The 18,215-nt window shown below is 44.9% G+C and carries 17 protein-coding genes; 9 read left to right on the forward strand and 8 right to left on the reverse strand.

All coding sequences use genetic code 11. The features are described 5' to 3' along the window. Positions 1-80: 80 nt before the first annotated feature. From cobC to cobT, 4 genes are read right to left on the reverse strand one after another with little or no spacing between them, the layout of a single operon-like run. Positions 81-695 (reverse strand): alpha-ribazole phosphatase, encoded by a 615-nt coding sequence (gene cobC, locus R7P36_RS01795; protein ID WP_213899303.1) that lies wholly within the window; start codon positions 693-695, stop codon positions 81-83. A gap of 11 nt (positions 696-706) precedes the next feature. Further along, entirely contained in the window at positions 707-1,240 is a 534-nt protein-coding gene (cobU, locus tag R7P36_RS01800; RefSeq protein ID WP_065274411.1) for a bifunctional adenosylcobinamide kinase/adenosylcobinamide-phosphate guanylyltransferase, read from the reverse strand. After that, the gene (locus R7P36_RS01805) at positions 1,237-2,043 is read right to left on the reverse strand and encodes an adenosylcobinamide-GDP ribazoletransferase (protein ID WP_054576446.1); all 807 of its coding nucleotides are present in this window, start codon (positions 2,041-2,043) and stop codon (positions 1,237-1,239) included. Before R7P36_RS01805 ends, cobU begins: the two co-directional genes overlap by 4 nt. After that, positions 2,043-3,086 (reverse strand): nicotinate-nucleotide--dimethylbenzimidazole phosphoribosyltransferase, encoded by a 1,044-nt coding sequence (cobT, locus tag R7P36_RS01810; protein ID WP_206957324.1) that lies wholly within the window; start codon positions 3,084-3,086, stop codon positions 2,043-2,045. The genes R7P36_RS01805 and cobT overlap by 1 nt, the downstream gene beginning before the upstream one ends. A gap of 249 nt (positions 3,087-3,335) precedes the next feature. On the opposite strand from cobT, the gene R7P36_RS01815 reads away from it, so the two are divergent. The 7 genes from R7P36_RS01815 to purT all read left to right on the forward strand — a co-directional run bounded on the left by R7P36_RS01815 (position 3,336) and on the right by purT (position 10,924). After that, positions 3,336-4,025, forward strand: coding sequence for an NAD(P)H-binding protein (locus R7P36_RS01815; RefSeq protein WP_053350419.1), 690 nt, complete (start codon positions 3,336-3,338; stop codon positions 4,023-4,025). Positions 4,026-4,225: 200 nt separating this feature from the next. Further along, positions 4,226-5,599: an L-cystine transporter gene (locus R7P36_RS01820; RefSeq protein WP_213899302.1), complete on the forward strand. Its 1,374-nt coding sequence runs from the start codon at positions 4,226-4,228 to the stop codon at positions 5,597-5,599. Between the two features lie 157 nt (positions 5,600-5,756). Continuing rightward, the gene (gene sbcB / locus R7P36_RS01825; RefSeq protein WP_085569561.1) at positions 5,757-7,178 is read left to right on the forward strand and encodes an exodeoxyribonuclease I; all 1,422 of its coding nucleotides are present in this window, start codon (positions 5,757-5,759) and stop codon (positions 7,176-7,178) included. A 55-nt stretch (positions 7,179-7,233) separates the two neighbouring features. After that, the gene (locus R7P36_RS01830; RefSeq protein WP_005377887.1) at positions 7,234-7,608 is read left to right on the forward strand and encodes a CidA/LrgA family protein; all 375 of its coding nucleotides are present in this window, start codon (positions 7,234-7,236) and stop codon (positions 7,606-7,608) included. A 1-nt stretch (position 7,609) separates the two neighbouring features. Next, positions 7,610-8,287, forward strand: coding sequence for an LrgB family protein (locus R7P36_RS01835; RefSeq protein WP_005385454.1), 678 nt, complete (start codon positions 7,610-7,612; stop codon positions 8,285-8,287). A 430-nt stretch (positions 8,288-8,717) separates the two neighbouring features. Continuing rightward, complete coding sequence (gene cdd / locus R7P36_RS01840) at positions 8,718-9,605, forward strand: cytidine deaminase (RefSeq protein WP_005385457.1); 888 nt, start codon at positions 8,718-8,720, stop codon at positions 9,603-9,605. A gap of 143 nt (positions 9,606-9,748) precedes the next feature. Beyond that, positions 9,749-10,924: a formate-dependent phosphoribosylglycinamide formyltransferase gene (purT, locus tag R7P36_RS01845; RefSeq protein WP_054728706.1), complete on the forward strand. Its 1,176-nt coding sequence runs from the start codon at positions 9,749-9,751 to the stop codon at positions 10,922-10,924. 72 nt (positions 10,925-10,996) lie between these two features. Here the strand turns inward: purT and R7P36_RS01850 are convergent, their stop codons facing one another. Next, positions 10,997-11,647 (reverse strand): thiopurine S-methyltransferase, encoded by a 651-nt coding sequence (locus R7P36_RS01850; RefSeq protein ID WP_021707633.1) that lies wholly within the window; start codon positions 11,645-11,647, stop codon positions 10,997-10,999. Positions 11,648-11,962: 315 nt separating this feature from the next. Here R7P36_RS01850 and R7P36_RS01855 point away from each other — a divergent pair, with 315 nt between their 5' ends. Next, positions 11,963-12,742, forward strand: coding sequence for a phosphoribosylglycinamide formyltransferase (locus R7P36_RS01855; RefSeq protein WP_025766820.1), 780 nt, complete (start codon positions 11,963-11,965; stop codon positions 12,740-12,742). Positions 12,743-12,863: 121 nt separating this feature from the next. Here R7P36_RS01855 and ihfA read toward each other — a convergent pair whose 3' ends face one another. Continuing rightward, positions 12,864-13,160 carry an integration host factor subunit alpha gene (gene ihfA, locus R7P36_RS01860; protein ID WP_005377899.1) on the reverse strand — a complete coding sequence of 99 codons (297 nt, stop codon included), beginning with the start codon at positions 13,158-13,160 and terminating at the stop codon, positions 12,864-12,866. A gap of 534 nt (positions 13,161-13,694) precedes the next feature. On the opposite strand from ihfA, the gene R7P36_RS01865 reads away from it, so the two are divergent. Continuing rightward, on the forward strand, positions 13,695-14,576 hold the full coding sequence (locus R7P36_RS01865) for an AEC family transporter (protein WP_005377901.1): 882 nt from the start codon (positions 13,695-13,697) through the stop codon (positions 14,574-14,576). A gap of 213 nt (positions 14,577-14,789) precedes the next feature. Here R7P36_RS01865 and pheT read toward each other — a convergent pair whose 3' ends face one another. Both pheT and pheS read right to left on the reverse strand, forming a co-directional pair. Then, positions 14,790-17,195 carry a phenylalanine--tRNA ligase subunit beta gene (pheT, locus tag R7P36_RS01870; protein ID WP_213899301.1) on the reverse strand — a complete coding sequence of 802 codons (2,406 nt, stop codon included), beginning with the start codon at positions 17,193-17,195 and terminating at the stop codon, positions 14,790-14,792. 18 nt (positions 17,196-17,213) lie between these two features. After that, entirely contained in the window at positions 17,214-18,197 is a 984-nt protein-coding gene (gene pheS / locus R7P36_RS01875; protein WP_005385470.1) for a phenylalanine--tRNA ligase subunit alpha, read from the reverse strand. Between the last annotated feature and the right edge of the window lie 18 nt (positions 18,198-18,215).

Consider the following 18,215-nt stretch of genomic DNA (forward strand, 5'->3'; position numbering starts at 1 on the left):
CTAGCAGATGGGCTTCCACTGACATCTTCCGTGACTATGCCCGTAAGCAATATCGTTCTGGGCATTTTAATATTTATAAATTAACGAGTTAAAAGAGGTACGCCAATCGAACGCACCGAGGCGTAAATTTGCTCATCTATGGTAACTGTTACATGCGTGACAGAAGCGTTTCCTATCGACAACGTCGAATACCACTTTGGGTTACGCCAATCTAACTCCAATACATGAGCAAGAATCATACGAATGACGCCACCATGCGTGACGATAAGTAGATTGTCATTGATATCGTTGATGATTTGAGACCAAACGCGACATATGCGCTCAGAAAATGTGCTTAAGCTCTCAGCATTCGGCAACGTATGTTGTGCTGGCGATTGCCAAAAAGCATCTAGCTTTTTCCACTGCTCAGTGAGCATATCAAAAGGCATACCATCAAAATCACCAAATGCCATCTCTTGTAAAGACTCATCCGTCATTACTGGTAATAATTGCTGTTCAGCAATGATGTTTGCCAGTTCTTGACAGCGTGAAAGCGGAGAAGAAATTATTCCAACCACACCTCGTCCACTCTCGGCCCAAGCCCGAGCAATACTCTCTTGATCAGCAGGCGTAACTTTTACATCTGTTTGGCCATGGAGTCCTGGTGGAGCGTCTACTTTTCCATGACGCACAAGATAGATATTGAGTGTTTTCATTTTGTTCCATCCTACTCTTTAAGAACCAACGGCAAACCAGCAGCAACAAAGGTAACGCGATGGCAAACACTGGCTAGTTTTTGATTCATCCGTCCTGCATTATCCACAAAATAACGACTAACCGCCCCCAAAGGTACAATGCCCATTCCAACCTCGTTAGAGACGAATATTAACGTCGCATCTGAGCCACGTACCACCTGTATAAGCTTTTCAATTTCTGCTTCTAGCTTCTCATTGGAACATTCATCACCTAACTCAAATATCCAATTGTTGAGCCACAAGGTTAAACAGTCGATCAATACAACATCGGTGATAGCGAAATTTGTCAGTAACTCAGATAAATGAAGGGGGCATTCATGCTCTTGCCACTCGCCCCCGCGTTGCTTTTGATGATGCGCTATTCGCTCTCGCATTTCTTGGTCAAATGGCAGCGCGGTTGCAACATAGTGTAATGATCGATGAGAAGCGACCGATAATTGCTTAGCTGTTTTTTCTGCCAAATGCGACTTCCCAGAGCGCGCGCCACCGAGTATCAATTGCTTCATGAGGAGTGATACAACCCAATCATAGTGAGATAAATAAGCAGTTCCGACAACTGTTGCGCTGCGCCAAGGCAATCCCCCGTAAAGCCGCCAATTCTCTTGGTTAACCAACGTTTGAACATCAAACGAAATACCACGAGAACAAGCGATATCAAGATCGCATCCGCGATACCAAGCACAAGCAATGTTACGCCACCAGTAAACAACAAAATGGAGACTTCTAGAGAAGACTGGCGACTTGCTAGCGGTTTACTTTTCGACGTATCACTGTCACTGACATAAGGCATGTCATAAATAAGCGTCGCTGCTAGTGCTCGGCTTGCGGTGTAAGCGACGACAATGACCAACCAAAAGTGCGGCAAGTTAGCCAGTTCACTCCAAAAAACATACTTAGCCAATAACGCCATAATGAGAGTGGCGGCACCATAAGTGCCAATACGACTGTCTTTCATAATAGAGAGGCGTCGCTCTACGGTCATGCCACCGCCAATGCCATCCGCCATATCGGTCAAGCCGTCTTCGTGAAAAGCCCCAGTTAACAATAAGCTAAACACCATCGTTAATACTATGGCAACCGACTCTGGGAAAAAAATTGAGGTGAGCGAGAATACCAAAGCGCAAAGTGCTCCAAGCACGAGACCAACTAACGCGAAGTAACGGCCTGCCTGATTCATGCGTTCTTCACTGTAAGGCAACGCTTGGGGCACGGGTAAGCGGCTAAAAAAACTGGTAGCTAATAGAAATAACTCCCACTGGTATCTTAACGATGACGGCGTGACTTTCTCAGAATTATCAGGGACTGACACTATACTGTAACTCCTGCACTCTCGAAGCTCGCCATTTTGTTGTAAAACTGAGCGGCAGCTTTTAACAAGGGTAAGGCAAGAGCGGCTCCTGTTCCCTCCCCTAGCCGTAAACCAAGGTCGAGCAGAGGTTCTGCTTTAAGATGTTCCAATACAAATTTATGTCCATTTTCTTCAGAGCGATGGGCAAACAACATGTATTCACGCGTTTCTTCGTCTAACAACGTCGCAATATAAGCCGCTACCGATACGATAAACCCATCCACTAAAACTGGAGTTTTAAGCCGCTTGGCTTCTAAAAAAGCGCCCACCATTTGTACGATTTCAAAGCCCCCAACCTGTGCGAGAATCGCTTTGGTATCAAGACCTCGACATCGGTTTACCCCCTGTGCTACCAGTTTATATTTGCGGCTCAACTGCTGTTGATTGATTCCGGTGCCAACGCCAACACAATAATCAATATCTAATGAGCTCAGCGCCGATAACAGTGCTGAGGCCGAACTGGTATTACCGATGCCCATCTCGCCGAACATTAAGAGGTTTGAACCATGCAAAATGGTATGCTCAGCAATCTTCGCACCATATTTTAAACCTAACGCCACTTGTTCAGGGGACATCGCGGATTGTTTAGAAAAATTAGCCGTGCCGTTACCCAACCGTTGTTCAACCAAGTTGGGATGGGATTTAAATTCTGGAACCAGCACATCAATAGGAGCCAACATGCCGCAATCTATTACTTTGAGTTGAATGCCATTAATGTCGCAAAAACAGTTGATGGCTGCGCCGCCAGCGAGAAAGTTAGCCACCATTTGCTGAGTGACTTCGCTTGGCGCAATGCTCACACCCTCCTCTGCAACGCCGTGATCTCCAGCAAATACCAGCATGCTCGGTTTGCAGATAGCGATGGAATCAACTGGCTGAGGTTTATCCTGACTTTGAATAAGAGCTAACTGCAGTGCCACCTTTTCCAATAAGCCTAAAGAACCGACGGGTTTGGTTTTGTTATCTATGCGTGCTTGTATCTCCGCAGCAAAAGAGTCATCCATTTTTTACGTTCCTTTGATGTTGTCTGGGTGAGAGATGTTCTGTTGTTCAAGAGGTCTTGTTCAGCGACAGTTTTTGCGCGCCCCACTATTGTATACACTTGCATCCAATTGGGGCAGCGCTAATCAAGTTTATCTCAGGATAGTCTGCCGAGTTCGCAGAGCGTCTCACCTTTCTTGCACGAGATTATAAGTAACTCGTTGAAATCCGCTACAATAGCTTAGACTATGTTCCCATATAGGAGAAAAGATATGGATAACAACACCTGCGCAATCATCGCCGGTGCAACTGGCTTAGTAGGCTCAAAAGTCATTGCAAACCTCATAAATCAATCGGGTGTTGGAACATTATATTATCTTTCTCGCCGCCCACTCGATGGCGTCCTAGATGTGGACAACAAGCTTATTCCTCTCATTGATGCAGACCTTTCTATCCACCAATGGGATGAGAACCAACCAACACCAACCATCGGCTTTATCTGTTTAGGCACGACCCTTAAGCAAGCAGGCAGTAAGGATAATTTGCGTAGAGTAGATGTTGATCTGGTGTGCAAAGTCGCCCAACAAATGAAAACAATCGGAGTCAAACGCCTTGCGGTTGTTTCTAGCCTCGGTGCAAATAGTAAATCGCCATCCCATTACTTAGCTTGTAAAGGACAAATGGAACAACGAATCGAAGCTATGGATTTTGAGGAAATCGTATTTGTTCGCCCAGGCCCGCTTGTTGGTCAACGTCAAAACCCAAGAATGGACGAGAAGTTAGTACAAACTCTGTTTAAGGTAATTCGCCCACTTATGCTTGGCAAACTGTCCAACTTTTTACCTATTCGAGCAGAAGATGTCGCCAAAGCGATGATTTATCAACTTTTCAGTTATCAAGAAGACTCGGTGGTTTACTTACAAAGGAAAGAAATGCGTGACTTACTGCATCACTACGAATAACCATTTTGTACAATTAACGTGCTAATTCACACTCTCACGCGACTTAGATCTCGTTTTTATATTCATTTTAGATCTAGCTAATACCCGTTTGTCATTTTTAAAGTTATATCACGAGCGTTATCTTACGCTCCATAAATAAATCCGTATAAAACCCCGTATAAAAAACAACCGCCACTTCGGCTGGTTGATAAGGTCAAATTATGAATTTTGCAGTGATAGCCTCTCTAGCCGTCTTTGTTGGAATATTGTTCTTTCTATTTAATCAACAACAAAAGAAACACACTCTTTCACGTCTCGTTTTGATCGGTCTTGTTACCGGTTCTCTTTTTGGGCTTGCTTTGCAACTCATTCACGGTGAAGGCAACAGCGCAATTGCTCAAACACTTGAATGGGTAGGCATTGTAGGCAGTGGCTACGTTGGTCTACTGAAAATGGTCATCATGCCACTGGTGTTAGTATCGATGATCTCTGCAGTTGTTAAATTGGAGAAAGGTGGCTCTTTAGGTAAAATTTCTGGCCTGACCATCTCTGTTCTTTTAGTAACGACTGCAATTGCTGCACTTATCGGTATCTTGGTGACAACGACATTTGGCCTTTCAGCAGAAGGGTTAACTGAAGGTGCGCGTGAAACCGCTCGTATCGCCGTTTTAGAAAGCCGTGCCGGTACAGTAAGTGACCTAACTATTCCTCAAATGCTAGTTAGTTTCATTCCAACCAACCCATTTGCTGATCTAACAGGTGCTCGCTCGACATCGATTATCGCTGTTGTGATTTTCGGCGTGTTAACTGGTATCGCCGCTCGTAAAGTGATGATAGAAAAAGCAGAGTTGGAATCACCGATTCGTACTTTCGTAGAAGCTGCTCAATCTATCGTTATGCGATTAGTGAAGATGATCATGGCCCTAACGCCATACGGCATCGCAGCACTGATGGCAAAAGTGGTAGCGACATCAAGCGCAGGCGACATCCTAAACCTACTTGGCTTTATTGTGGCGTCTTATGTTGCTATCGCACTGATGTTTATTGTTCATGGCGTATTAGTCTCTTTTGTCGGCGTTAGCCCTGCGGAATACTTTAAGAAAATCTGGCCTGTACTGACCTTCGCGTTTACATCTCGTAGCTCAGCAGCAACGATCCCACTAAACGTAGAAGCGCAAATCACCAAGCTTAACGTTCCACCAGCGATTGCAAACCTATCAGCATCGTTTGGTGCCACTATCGGCCAAAACGGCTGTGCGGGTATCTATCCTGCAATGCTTGCAGTGATGGTAGCTCCGACAATGGGTATCAACCCTCTGGATCTTCACTTTATCCTGTCATTGATTGCGATTATCACCATCAGCTCATTTGGTATTGCAGGTGTCGGCGGCGGTGCGACGTTTGCAGCCTTGATTGTTCTTCCTGCAATGGGCTTACCTGTGACCATCGCGGCGCTGCTTATCTCTATTGAACCATTGATTGACATGGCACGTACCGCACTAAACGTTTCAGGTTCAATGACTGCGGGTACAATTGCTAGCCGAGTGCTGAAGTCACCAGAAAGTGAAGCAACATTGGAAGAAACACGAGCATAGAACTCAAATTCCTTCCAAAGCGATAAAACGTAAAATATCAAGCCGATGGTTCGCCATCGGCTTTTTTCATTTTCAAAAATTCAACTTGCATCTTTCGTTGCTAGTCAAGGCGTTGAATGGTCTAATACTGTCATCGGTTTTGTAAACGGTAAGCAGAATGCACCAAGATAATCAGCCCACTTTTTTCTTCTTTGATTATGAGACATGGGGAACCAACCCCGCGAAAGATCGCCCAAGCCAGTTTGCTGGTGTTCGTACAGATGAAAACTTTAATATCATCGGCGAGCCTTTAGTCATGTACTGCCAGCCACCTGCTGATTATCTTCCGTCTCCTGAAGCTGCACTTATTACTGGTATTACTCCGCAAAAAACGGTTCAAGAAGGCCTTTCTGAGCCAGAGTTTATCGCTAAGATTCACGCTGAACTCGCGAAACCAAATACTACCAGTTTAGGCTACAACAGCATTCGCTTTGATGACGAAGTGACCCGTTATACTTGTTATCGCAACTTTATCGATCCATACGCATGGAGTTGGCAAAACGGTAACTCACGTTGGGATTTACTCGATGTACTACGCGCGTGCCATGCCCTTCGCCCAGAAGGCGTAGAATGGCCAGAAAACGAAGATGGCTTCACTAGCTTTAAATTAGAACATTTGTCCGTGGCTAACGGCATAGAACATAGTAACGCGCACGATGCCATGGCAGATGTGGTTGCGACTATCGAAATGGCAAAGAAAGTAAAAGCAGCGCAACCAAAATTGTTTGATTACTTTTTTTCTATGCGCCAAAAGCGCAAGCTCAATGATTTAGTCGACATCGTCAACATGACACCGTTGATGCACGTTTCAGGCATGCTAGGGCGCGAATGCCAGTACACTAGCTGGATTGTGCCTGTTGCTTGGCATCCAACCAATAATAACGCCGTTATCACCATCGATTTAGCGAAAGACCCTCAACCTATTCTTGAGCTATCCGCAGAAGAGCTGCACGAAAGACTCTACACTAAGCGCGAAGATCTTGGTGAATTGCTACCAGTGCCAGTTAAACTAGTTCATTTGAACAAATGCCCTATTCTCGCCCCTGCAAAAACGTTAACGGCTGAAAATGCGGAGTCTATTGGCATTGATCGCCAGCAATGTCTCGCTAATCTCGCTTTGTTGCGCCAACATCCTGAAATTAGAGAAAAGCTGATTAGCCTCTTTTCAGTCGAGCGTAAATTCGATAAAAGTGATGACGTCGATACACAGCTTTACGACGGGTTCTTTTCTCCGGCTGATCGCGCAGCTATGGATATCATTCGAGAAACCGATCCGAATAATCTTGCTGCATTAGACATTGAATTTGATGACAAGCGCATTAAACCTCTATTGTTCCGCTATCGTGCGCGTAACTTCCCAGGCACATTAGACGAGCAAGAACAAAGACGCTGGGCACTACACTGTCGAGAAGTGTTTGAAAGCCAAATTGAAGAGTACATGCTGAATTTAGAAAACTTAGTTCACGAACATGAAAGTGACGAAAAGAAGATTGCGATATTAAAATCCGTGTACCGTTATGTAGAGAGCTTAGCTTCCTAACTCCTCCTAATACAAGCGCACCTTATGGTGTGCTTGTTGTTTATATACTGTCAAAATGATTAAAGAACGATTCTTACAACTGATCCAACTGCTCATTTCAATCTTCCTCATCATGGGAGCACTTGGCATCGGAATTACCATTCAAAAGTTCACTGGCGTTTCCGTTCCAGGAAGTGTCATCGGTATGCTCGTACTGTTTTTCTCCATGACTCTTGGGCTTGTAAAAGTCGACTGGGTCAAACCGGGCGCCACGCTATTTATCCGCTATATGATCTTATTGTTCGTTCCTATCAGCGTCGGATTAATGCAGCATTTCGATTTACTACTCGCCAATGCGCTCCCTATCATCGCTAGCGCGGTTGGCGGTTCACTCATTGTATTGGTCAGCCTCGCTTGGCTGCTGGATTACTTGCTACAGGAGAAACACTGATATGTGGTTAGTTGTTACCATTGCGGTTTTTCTTATCGCTCGCCAAATCGCAATCAAAGTGAACAATCCTCTAGCAAACCCTTTGCTGATCAGTATCGCAGTGCTCATTCCTTTGCTTACTTACTTAAATGTGCCATTTGAAACGTATTATGCGGATAACGAAGGAATTAGCTTTTTGCTTCAACCTGCTGTAGTTGCTCTGGCTTATCCACTATATGAACAACTACCACAAATTAAAGCAAACTGGCGAATCATCACTTTCGCTTGCACAGTAGGCAGTGTGATGTCGATGATGACAACCACCTTGATCGCAGTCGCTTTCAAAGCGGATATCAGTTTAATCGCGAGTCTAGTGGGTAAATCCGTCACGACACCAATAGCGATGGAAATATCGAGTCACCTCGGTGGTGAAGCCGCCGTTGCAGCGATCTTGGTTCTGATTGTCGGTTTATTGGGCGCAATTTTGGCATACCCAATTTACAATTTGATTGGAATTAAACACCCGATTGCACGTGGTCTGACAATGGGTACAGTCTCTCATGCCTTAGGCACCGCTACTTGTGCAGAGAAACAACCCATAGATGCCGCGTTCTCATCACTCGCATTGGTTTTATGTGGGATCATAACTTCTATTTTGGCTCCAAGTTTTTTTGCTTTGGCGGTCTGGCTATATCAATAGTTAAGCGCTCTCGGTCTGCCCTCCTTCCGGCAGGCCGTAGCCTTTCCGCTTCTTCCTTACCCTTTTCAAAACCCTATCTTATCTATCAACCTCACCCAGTAATATCGTGAAGGGACTTGACTGAGATATACATTCATAGCATTAGCATTCTAGCTGCTACCACTCGCTCTAGATTACGTAAGTATAAAGTAGCATAGCGGTAAAAGTCGCGTTGGTAACATACTCCTGCTCCTTGGTCATATGAATATATACTGATATGGTTAATTGTGAGACGGAGATAACGCTTCACACCTGTGCAATCGAATACATGTGTGAGCTCACTCTAATTATGTAACAGAATTATCAATTGCATTATTTATCGTGATCTAACGCACGGAACATTTCTATCTTTCACATAGAATAACTGTCCATGCAATAACAAGGATTCAACATGAAAAGTCGCATTGAACAGGCGCTAGCAGGCGCTCCAGAAGCACTTTCCAAACAACTTGCTCCTATCATCCAAGCTGATGATTTTGATGCTACGCTTTCAGTTCAACAATTTGAGCAGTTGCTTTCAGCTACCGGTCTATCAGACAAAGAGCTTCGTGTTGCGCTACTTCCTTTTGCCGCAGCGTACTCCTATGCTCCCCTTTCTGACTTTTATGTCGGCGCTATCGTTCGTGGTCTTTCAGGTCGCCTTTACTTCGGTGCCAACATGGAATTCTTTGGTGTACAGTTGGGTCAAACGGTTCACGCAGAGCAGTCTGCGATTAGCCATGCTTGGATGAAAGGCGAACGTGGTGTTAAGGATATCACTATCAACTTCAGCCCATGTGGTCACTGCCGCCAGTTCATGAATGAGTTATCTACCGCAAACGAGCTTAAAATCCAGCTCCCAGAACGCGAAGAAAAGTCACTTCATGAATACCTTCCTGAAGCCTTTGGACCAAACGATCTCGGTATCGAGTCCGGCTTAATGGCAGAAGTTCAACACCAGTTCTCATGTGATGATGAAGACGCACTCATCCAAAGTGCAGTTGAAGCGATGAACATGAGCCACTCTCCATACACCAACAACTTGAGTGGTTTAGCATTAGAGATGACTAGCGGCCGTGTATTCCAAGGTGCTTATGCAGAAAATGCAGCGTTTAATCCTAGCTTGCCACCGCTACAAGTTGCGCTAATCCAAGTTTTACTTGCGGGTGAAACCTTTGACAGCATCAAAGCCGCTGCATTGGTAGAAAACTCTGAAGGTAAGATCAGTCACTTAGCCGATACGCAATCAACGTTGGAAGCGTTGAATCCAGATATTCCGCTTAGTTTTGTCAACGTATAAACGACAAATTCAACAAAGAGCTCTACAACATGTAGAGCTTTTTTATTACCTAAAAACCAAAAGCAAACGTTTGCTTTGTCATAAAACTTCAGTATGATCTCCTGCAATTTCTGTCTCATCACTCTATTTTGTAAGGGAACACTATGTTTGGCACTGCAACTAGCGCAAATGCTACCCGTGTATTACTTTTAGGCTCTGGCGAACTCGGTAAAGAAGTCGCCATTGAATGCCAGAGACTTGGTTTAGAAGTGATTGCTTGTGATCGCTATGCCAATGCTCCAGCGATGCAAGTCGCTCACCGTAGTTATGTTATCGACATGTTAGATGGGAACGCCTTAGAAGAAGTTATTACGAAGGAACAACCTACTTACGTCGTACCAGAAATTGAAGCCATCGCAACCGGCAAACTGGTAGAGCTTGAAGAGAAAGGACTGAATGTTGTTCCAACCGCTAAGGCAACCAGGCTAACAATGAATCGTGAAGGTATCCGACGTTTGGCAGCAGAAGAACTGGAATTGACGACTTCACCTTATCGTTTTGCAGATAACTTTGAAGACTTCAAAGCCGCGGTTGAGCATGTGGGTATTCCGTGCGTGGTGAAGCCTGTGATGAGCTCTTCAGGTAAAGGGCAAAGTGTTATCAAGACCGAAGACGACGTTACAAAAGCATGGGATTACACTCAGGAAGGCGGGCGTACGGGTGCAGGTCGCGTTATCGTGGAAGGTTTTATCGACTTCGATTACGAAATCACTTTATTGACCATCAGAGCCGTTGACGGTGTGCATTTCTGTGCTCCAATTGGTCATCGTCAGGAAGATGGCGACTACCGCGAATCATGGCAACCGCAAACTATGTCAGAAAACGCAGTAAAAGCAGCTGAATACACGGCTGAGAAAGTGGTAAACGCGCTCGGTGGCTACGGCATCTTTGGTGTAGAGCTATTTGTTAAAGGCGATAAAGTCATTTTCAATGAGGTCTCTCCTCGCCCTCACGATACGGGTATGGTTACAATGATTTCACAGGAAATGTCTGAGTTTGCTCTCCACGTGCGCGCGTTTACCGGAATGCCAATTAATAATATTGTGCAATATGGCCCATCTGCGTCTGCTGTTATTCTTGGACAAGGGACTTCCACAAACATTCGCTTTGAAAACCTAAGCAAAGCTTTAGCTCAACCTCAAACACAAGTTCGTCTATTCGGTAAGCCAGAAATCGATGGTCGCCGCCGTTTAGGTGTTGTCCTTACGCGACGAAAAACCACCGAAGAAGCCGTTCAAGATGCTGTTGAAAGTGCTTCAAAAGTGAATATCATTTATTAAATACGAACCACTCATACAAAAATAGCGCAGCTCAAATTGCTGCGCTATTTCGTGTTCCAAACCGAAGAGAGCCTATTCACTCTCGATTAAGTACACTTCTTCAGAGAAGCGACTTAAGCCTTTTTTCGCAATTTTAGGATGATTCTCGTCAGCTTCATCTACGTTCAAACAAGTAACTTTGTAACCTGAAAATAACTGCTCTATCTCTTCGACCGGCACGCTAAATGGAGGCCCCGCCATCTCTTCTTGAGGATAGTTGAGTGTGACAAGCAAAATACGACCGCCTGGGTTCAGCAGTTGCTTGAGACGCTCTACATACTCCTCTCGCATATCTTGCGGTAAAGCAACCAACGCGGCGCGATCATAAATGATATCGGCTTGAGATACTGGTGCAGTGAAAAAGTCCCCAGTATAAATAGAGAGCTCATCAAATTGATAAAGCTCGTGCATGCCATTAAGAGGCGTTACCGTTGGCGTGTAAAAATGTTCAGCAAAAAAGGCACGCACAGCAATATGGCTTAGCTCAACGCCTTCAACCGAATCATGCTTCATCGCTAGCCAAATCAAGTCTTCTGACTTTCCACATAAAGGAACTAACACTTTATCTTCACGCTTTGGATTAGTGTGTTTCCAATATACTGGTAATAGCGGGTTTACATCTTCCAAGTGAAACCCGATCTGATTGCTGGCCCATTTGTTATGCCAAAATTCTTGGTCTCTCATTTTACTTTCTACTTGTCGGCTGTTTTCATTTTGAGAGGTAAGACTAACGTTTTTTTTCAATTTGTCTATGCCGTTCATCTTTGGTTAATACTGCGGTGATAGGATGTAATCGGTCTCATAGGAGACGCGCCTTTATCTGATAATCAGAATAAAGAAAAGAGAAATGGTGATCTAACGCACGATTCTACTTCAAGATAAAACTAAAACCTTGGAATCTTTCGTAATGGCCCCATTTATAAGTTAGTACCTGATTTGCCGAACTTAGCGACCTTTATGTTCCCTATTTTCTAAGTACAAGCAAGTTAAGGAGAGTGAATGAGCTTATTTCTTCGTACTACAGCATTGATGCTTTTGGTACTTAGCCGTGCACCGGCATTTGCCGCACTTCCAATTACCCCTGCGCCTAGTGGCGAACAAAATCGTTCAACCAGCCAAAACGAAGTTTGTTCGAAACTTTTTAAACACAGCCTTAGCGGTTTATATGGCATTCAGTCAATCGACACCACACCAACTCAGCCATATTCTGACTTCGACATTCTTTACAGCAAAGCTCACCAAGCGCAATTTGAACTTGAAACTATCTGTAAAAGTACCGCACTTCTTAATGACGCTCAGCCATACTTCGCAGGCGTGAAATCCAAACAACGAGCAGAAGAAAAGATAGCTTTAGAGTTAGATGGGAAAGTTGAACGTATTACTGACCTAGCACGTGCAACGATTGTAGCTGAAGATGTCGCGAGTTTAGTCTCCATTTATGAAACGTTAGAGCGTGAAACAACGATTGTGAAAGTAAAAAATCGATTCAAAAAACCTGGCCCTTCAGGATATAGAGACTTGAACTTGCTCGTTCGTTTACCAAAAACAAACCTAGTAGCCGAAGTTCAACTGCACTTGAAAGCAATCGCAGATGTAAAAAGCGGTCCCGAACACGACCTATACGAAAAAATCCAGAAACTAGAACGTCAAGCGATGTTGGAAAAACGTGAGCTAAGCGAAATAGAGCTTGCCTCTATTCGCAACATGCGTACACAGTCTAAGAACTTGTACCAACAAGCATGGCAACCATACTTAACAACGCATCTAGAAGCGGCGTAACCGATATCATTAAGCGTCTCTCATAAACAGAAAAACCACCGCATTGCGGTGGTTTTCATTTGTATGCACACGAATTTTACGCAAAAAAAGACCACGCCTTAGCGTGATCCATTTATTCGGCTTACTGTACTTTCTTCAGGTTTTCTACACGAGCTTTTAACTTCTGACCCGGGCGAAAAGTCACTACACGTCGAGCAGTAATTGGAATATCTTCACCAGTTTTCGGGTTACGACCAGGTCGTTCATTCTTGTCACGAAGATCAAAGTTACCAAAACCTGACAGTTTTACCTGTTCGCCACTTTCCAGTGCCTTACGAATCTCTTCAAAGAACACTTCCACCGTTTCCTTGGCGTCCCGCTTACTAAATCCTAATTTATCAAACAGGTTTTCTGCCAGTTCGGCTTTTGTGAGCGCCATAAAACTTTCCTCAAAGCTATGTTAAACAATGCTACGTTAGTGTAGCGCCAGAGCAGTTTTACCCTACCAATTCAACAACATATCGGGGTTACATCAGGAAGTGTATGACAAGCTTATGATTTTCGCCAACTTTTTTCTTGGCGAACAAAAGGAATAGCACTACGTAAATTATTGTTAAACGCCAGAAATTTGATATTTTTGTTTTTGTTTCATCTTCATCAGGAAAAACATCCAGATTATAAAACTAAAAATAGTTTAAATGTCAACATTAAACACTATTTAATAAAAATATCAGATATTGGTTATTTAACAGACACTTGACATAGAACTTGTCGTAAATTCAGTGATTTGTATGTAACTCGATACGTAACAATTAGATTAAAAGGTATGACCACCTGTACTTTGCAACTGTGCTTAGAAAGCTTGATTAAACCCACGCTTCTCGCTGTTTAACGATGACGCCATATACAAAGATTGATAATGTGGAAGTTCGTGTATTTCCTCATTGGCTTCTTACACTGCTTCTAGGCGACTATGATTAATCAAATCATAAATATTCTTTTCCCTGTTTTTGCTCTTGTCGGAGTTGGCTATTTGGTCGGTCGTTACATCAAGCCTGACTTTCGCCCAATAAACCGCATTAATATTGAGGTTTTTACGCCAGCACTGGTATTTTCGTCACTCGTTAGCATGCCGCTCGATTCAAATCAGGGGCCACTTCTTTTGGCGGCAATTGTTGCGGTTTTAATTCCCGCACTACTCATGATCCCGGTATGTCGATGGACGTCACTCTCGTTTAAAACCTGGGCGCCACCACATATGTTTCGCAATAGCGGAAATCTAGCTATTCCTTTGTTTACCTATACGTTTGGAGAAATTGCGCTGTCGTCAGCAGTGCTTTTATTTGTCGTGTCAGCATGCTTGCATATCAGCTTAGGCGTAATGCTGCTTAGTCATGGCAACCCTTTTAAGCAAATAGTCAAGATGCCAATCTTTTTAGCAGCGTCGTTGGCTCTGTTTCTCAACGTGTCAAATGTGGGAGCATGGGCGCCTTTATACGAAGCCACGGCTCTACTTGGGCAAGCGGCCGTACCCGTGATGCTTTTATCTCTGGGGGCACAAATGTGTCATTTAAGGTTGGACGGTTTAAAGATTGGTGTGCTGTGTACCGTGCAGTCACTGGCAACTGGTGCTGTCGCTTTTGCACTTATTTATTGGTTAATTCCCCTTCCGACGATGCAATTGCAAATGATGGTGCTCTTCACAATGCTGCCGCCAGCCGTCATGAATTACCTATTTGCGGAAAGGCTGAATATAGAACCCATGAAGGTGGCGTCAATGGTACTATTTGGCAACTTTTTTAGCATTCTTACGCTACCTCTTCTGCTTAGCTATACCCTCTCACTCGCTGCCTAACCGCCAACAAGCTATCGTTAGCGTGTATTAGCTGAAAAACAATACGTTCCTAATCTCGGGTAAGGGCCATCCCTAGTTTGGTCTAGTATTTTAAAGTAATGAGGGATGGTGCGAGCAGTAAGCAACTTGAACAACGATAAGGTAATCCTAAAAATAAAAAACCCTGCCAAACTGGCAGGGTTTTCATTTCTTAAGAAGATACGTTACGCGAGATTAGTCACGCAGAGACGCACCAAACTTCTCAGAAACGTGAGCAACGATAGCGTCAACCGCACCAGCGATATCTGCATCTTCAAGCGTACGCTCAAGTGACTGTAGAGTCAGAGCGATTGCTAGGCTCTTCTTACCATCTTCAACGCCTTTACCTACGTAAACGTCGAACAGTTTCGCATCTTTAAGGAACTCGCCACCTTGCTCTAGACAAGCGTTAACAATGTCACCAGATGCAACAGCTTCATCCACTACTACCGCGATATCACGACGGTTTGAAGGGAATTTAGAAAGTGCTACCGCTTCTGGGATCACTTTGCTGTTGATTGCAGACCATTCGATTTCGAATACGATAGTACGACCGTTTAGACCGAACTTACGCTCAAGCTCAGGGTGAACTGTACCGATCACGCCCACTTCTTTGCCGTCTACGATGATTGCCGCAGATTGACCTGGGTGAAGTGCTGGGTTAGCTTTTTTGCTTTCAGGTGACAGTGCAGCGAAAGAGTACGCTTTTTCGTTCGCAGATAGCTCTAGAATCGCTTCTAGATCGCCCTTAAGGTCGAAGAAATCAACAGTGTTGGTTTCGATATCCCAGTGCTCTTCACCACGAGTACCAGCAATAACACCTGCAAGCATAGGCTCTTGACGCATGCCGTTTTCTGCAGATTCACATGGGATGAAACGTAGGCCATATTCGAATAGACGAACGCGTGGCTGTTGACGCTTCTGGTTGTGAACAACCGTGTTCAGCAGACCTTGGATAAGACCAAGACGCATTGCTGACATGTCTGCAGAAATTGGGTTTGGAAGCACTAGAGGCTCAACACCAGGTACAACTAGCTTTTGTTGCTCAGGCTCAACGAAGCTGTATGTAATTGCTTCGTGGTAACCACGGTCAACAAGAAGATCACGAACGCGTTTCAGTGGAAGATCCGCTTCAACGTGGTTGTGCATCTTAAGTGCTGCTGCTGGGTGTTGGTTAGGAATGTTGTCATAACCGTAGATACGGCCAACTTCTTCAATCAGGTCTTGCTCGATAGCAATATCGAAACGCCATGTTGGCGCTACTGCCATCCAACCTTCTTCTGAAGCTTCAACAGTCAAACCTAGACGCTCTAGGATTTCTACTACGTCGCTATCTGCAATGTGGTGACCTAGCAGGTTGTCTAGCTTAGTACGACGTAGAGCAACTTTGTTTGGCTTAGGTAGGTCTGCTTCAGACTCTACTGCAACAACAGGTGCTACTTCACCGCCACAGATCTCAACAAGAAGCTGAGTTGCACGCTCCATTGCGCTCACTTGTAGTGCGTAATCCACACCACGCTCGAAACGCATTGAAGAATCAGTGTGAAGACCGTAGCTACGTGCGCGGCCACGGATGTGGTCAGGTGCAAAGAATGCACACTCAAGTAGAACGTCTTTAGTCTCAGTTGTTACACCAGAGTCTTCACCACCAAAGATACCTGCGATTGCAAGTGCTTTGTTGTGGTCTGCTACTACAAGTGTATCTGCGTTTAGTTCTGCTTCGTTGCCGTCAAGAAGCGTTAGCTTCTCACCTTGCTCAGCCACACGAACTACGATGCCACCCTCGATCTTCGCTAGATCGAATGCGTGCATTGGTTGGCCTTGCTCTAGAAGAACGTAGTTAGTGATGTCTACTACAGGGTCGATCGAGCGAATACCACAACGACGCAGTTTCTCTTGCATCCATAGTGGCGTTTCAGCTTGAACGTTTACGTTCTTAACTACACGACCTAGGTAACGTGGACACGCAGCTGGCGCTTTCACTTCGATAGACACTTTATCGTCGATTGAAGAGGCAACTGCTTCTACTAATGGCTCTGTCACGTCAGCACGGTTTAGTACGCCAACTTCACGAGCTAGACCACGAATGCTGAAACAGTCTGCGCGGTTTGCTGTTAGGTCTACGTCTACCGTTACGTCGTTTAGACCTAGGAATTCACGGAAATCAGTACCGATTACTGCGTCTTCTGCTAGTTCCATGATGCCGTCTGACTCAACGTCGATACCTAGTTCAGTGAACGAACAAAGCATGCCGTGAGATGGCTGGCCACGTAGTTTCGCTTTTTTGATTTTGAAATCGCCTGGAAGAACAGCACCAACTGTTGCTACTGCTACTTTCAGACCTTGGCGACAGTTAGGTGCGCCACAAACAATATCTAGAAGCTCTTCTTCACCCACGTCAACTTTAGTTACGCGCAGTTTGTCTGCATCTGGGTGTTGGCCACATTCAACAACGTGACCGACTTTAACGCCAGTAAAAGAACCAGCTACAGGAAGAACGTCGTCTACCTCTAGGCCGGCCATTGTAATTTGGTGAGTTAGCTCGTCAGTAGTAACCGCAGGGTTTACCCACTCACGAAGCCATGATTCGCTGAATTTCATGTTGATGAACCCTCTGGATTACTTGAACTGTTTTAGGAAACGAAGATCGTTCTCGAAGAACGCACGTAGATCGTTCACGCCGTAACGAAGCATTGTTAGACGCTCAACACCCATACCGAATGCGAAACCAGAGTATTTTTCAGGATCGATACCTACGCTACGTAGCACGTTCGGGTGAACCATACCGCAGCCTAGTACTTCTAACCATTTACCGTTTTTGCCTTTCACGTCTACTTCAGCTGAAGGCTCAGTGAATGGGAAGTAAGATGGACGGAAACGTACTTCTACTTCTTCTTCGAAGAAGTTACATAGGAAATCGTGCAGGATGCCTTTCAGCTGAGCAAAGTTTACGTTCTCATCAACCAGCATGCCTTCCACTTGGTGGAACATTGGCGTGTGCGTTTGGTCGTAGTCGTTACGGTATACACGGCCTGGTGCGATGAAACGGAATGGTGGTTTACCATTTTCCATCGTACGGATCTGTACGCCTGACGTATGAGTACGAAGCATCAAGTCTGGGTTGAAGAAGAAAGTATCGTGGTCAGTACGCGCTGGGTGATCAGCTGCGATGTTTAGCGCATCGAAGTTGTGGAATGCATCTTCGATCTCTGGGCCAGCCTCGGTGTTAAAACCAAGTTCGCCAAAGAACTTCTCAATACGCTCTACAGTACGAGTTACTGGGTGTAAACCACCGTTTTCAATACGACGACCTGGTAGTGTTACGTCGATTGTTTCTGCTGCTAGTTTCGCTTCAAGCTCAGCACGTTGTAGTGCATCTTTACGAGCTGCGATAGCTTGCTGAACGACGCCTTTCGCTTTGTTGATCTCTTGACCAGCTTCACGGCGTTCTTCTGGTGGTAGTTTGCCTAGGCTTTGAAGTTGAGCAGTTAGCTCACCTTTTTTACCCAGATACTGAACACGCACTTCATCAAGTGCGACTAGCGATTCGGCAGCTTCAATTGCAGTGCTCGCGCTAGCAATGATCTCTTCTAGATGTTGCATCGTTTCCTCATCTACCTG

Source organism: Vibrio sp. 397 (assembly GCF_033339395.1).
Lineage (GTDB): Bacteria > Pseudomonadota > Gammaproteobacteria > Enterobacterales > Vibrionaceae > Vibrio > Vibrio alginolyticus.

Excerpts from the sequence above, each read along its gene's own strand:
- cobC (WP_213899303.1), bottom strand. The coding sequence starts at position 695 with ATGAAAACACTCAATATCTATCTTGTGCGTCATGGAAAAGTAGACGCT.
- cobU (WP_065274411.1), bottom strand. The coding sequence starts at position 1,240 with ATGAAGCAATTGATACTCGGTGGCGCGCGCTCTGGGAAGTCGCATTTG.
- cobT (WP_206957324.1), bottom strand. The coding sequence starts at position 3,086 with ATGGATGACTCTTTTGCTGCGGAGATACAAGCACGCATAGATAACAAA.
- R7P36_RS01815 (WP_053350419.1), top strand. The coding sequence starts at position 3,336 with ATGGATAACAACACCTGCGCAATCATCGCCGGTGCAACTGGCTTAGTA.
- R7P36_RS01820 (WP_213899302.1), top strand. The coding sequence starts at position 4,226 with ATGAATTTTGCAGTGATAGCCTCTCTAGCCGTCTTTGTTGGAATATTG.
- sbcB (WP_085569561.1), top strand. The coding sequence starts at position 5,757 with ATGCACCAAGATAATCAGCCCACTTTTTTCTTCTTTGATTATGAGACA.
- R7P36_RS01830 (WP_005377887.1), top strand. The coding sequence starts at position 7,234 with ATGATTAAAGAACGATTCTTACAACTGATCCAACTGCTCATTTCAATC.
- R7P36_RS01835 (WP_005385454.1), top strand. The coding sequence starts at position 7,610 with ATGTGGTTAGTTGTTACCATTGCGGTTTTTCTTATCGCTCGCCAAATC.
- cdd (WP_005385457.1), top strand. The coding sequence starts at position 8,718 with ATGAAAAGTCGCATTGAACAGGCGCTAGCAGGCGCTCCAGAAGCACTT.
- purT (WP_054728706.1), top strand. The coding sequence starts at position 9,749 with ATGTTTGGCACTGCAACTAGCGCAAATGCTACCCGTGTATTACTTTTA.
- R7P36_RS01850 (WP_021707633.1), bottom strand. The coding sequence starts at position 11,647 with ATGAGAGACCAAGAATTTTGGCATAACAAATGGGCCAGCAATCAGATC.
- R7P36_RS01855 (WP_025766820.1), top strand. The coding sequence starts at position 11,963 with ATGAGCTTATTTCTTCGTACTACAGCATTGATGCTTTTGGTACTTAGC.
- ihfA (WP_005377899.1), bottom strand. The coding sequence starts at position 13,160 with ATGGCGCTCACAAAAGCCGAACTGGCAGAAAACCTGTTTGATAAATTA.
- R7P36_RS01865 (WP_005377901.1), top strand. The coding sequence starts at position 13,695 with ATGATTAATCAAATCATAAATATTCTTTTCCCTGTTTTTGCTCTTGTC.
- pheT (WP_213899301.1), bottom strand. The coding sequence starts at position 17,195 with ATGAAATTCAGCGAATCATGGCTTCGTGAGTGGGTAAACCCTGCGGTT.
- pheS (WP_005385470.1), bottom strand. The coding sequence starts at position 18,197 with ATGCAACATCTAGAAGAGATCATTGCTAGCGCGAGCACTGCAATTGAA.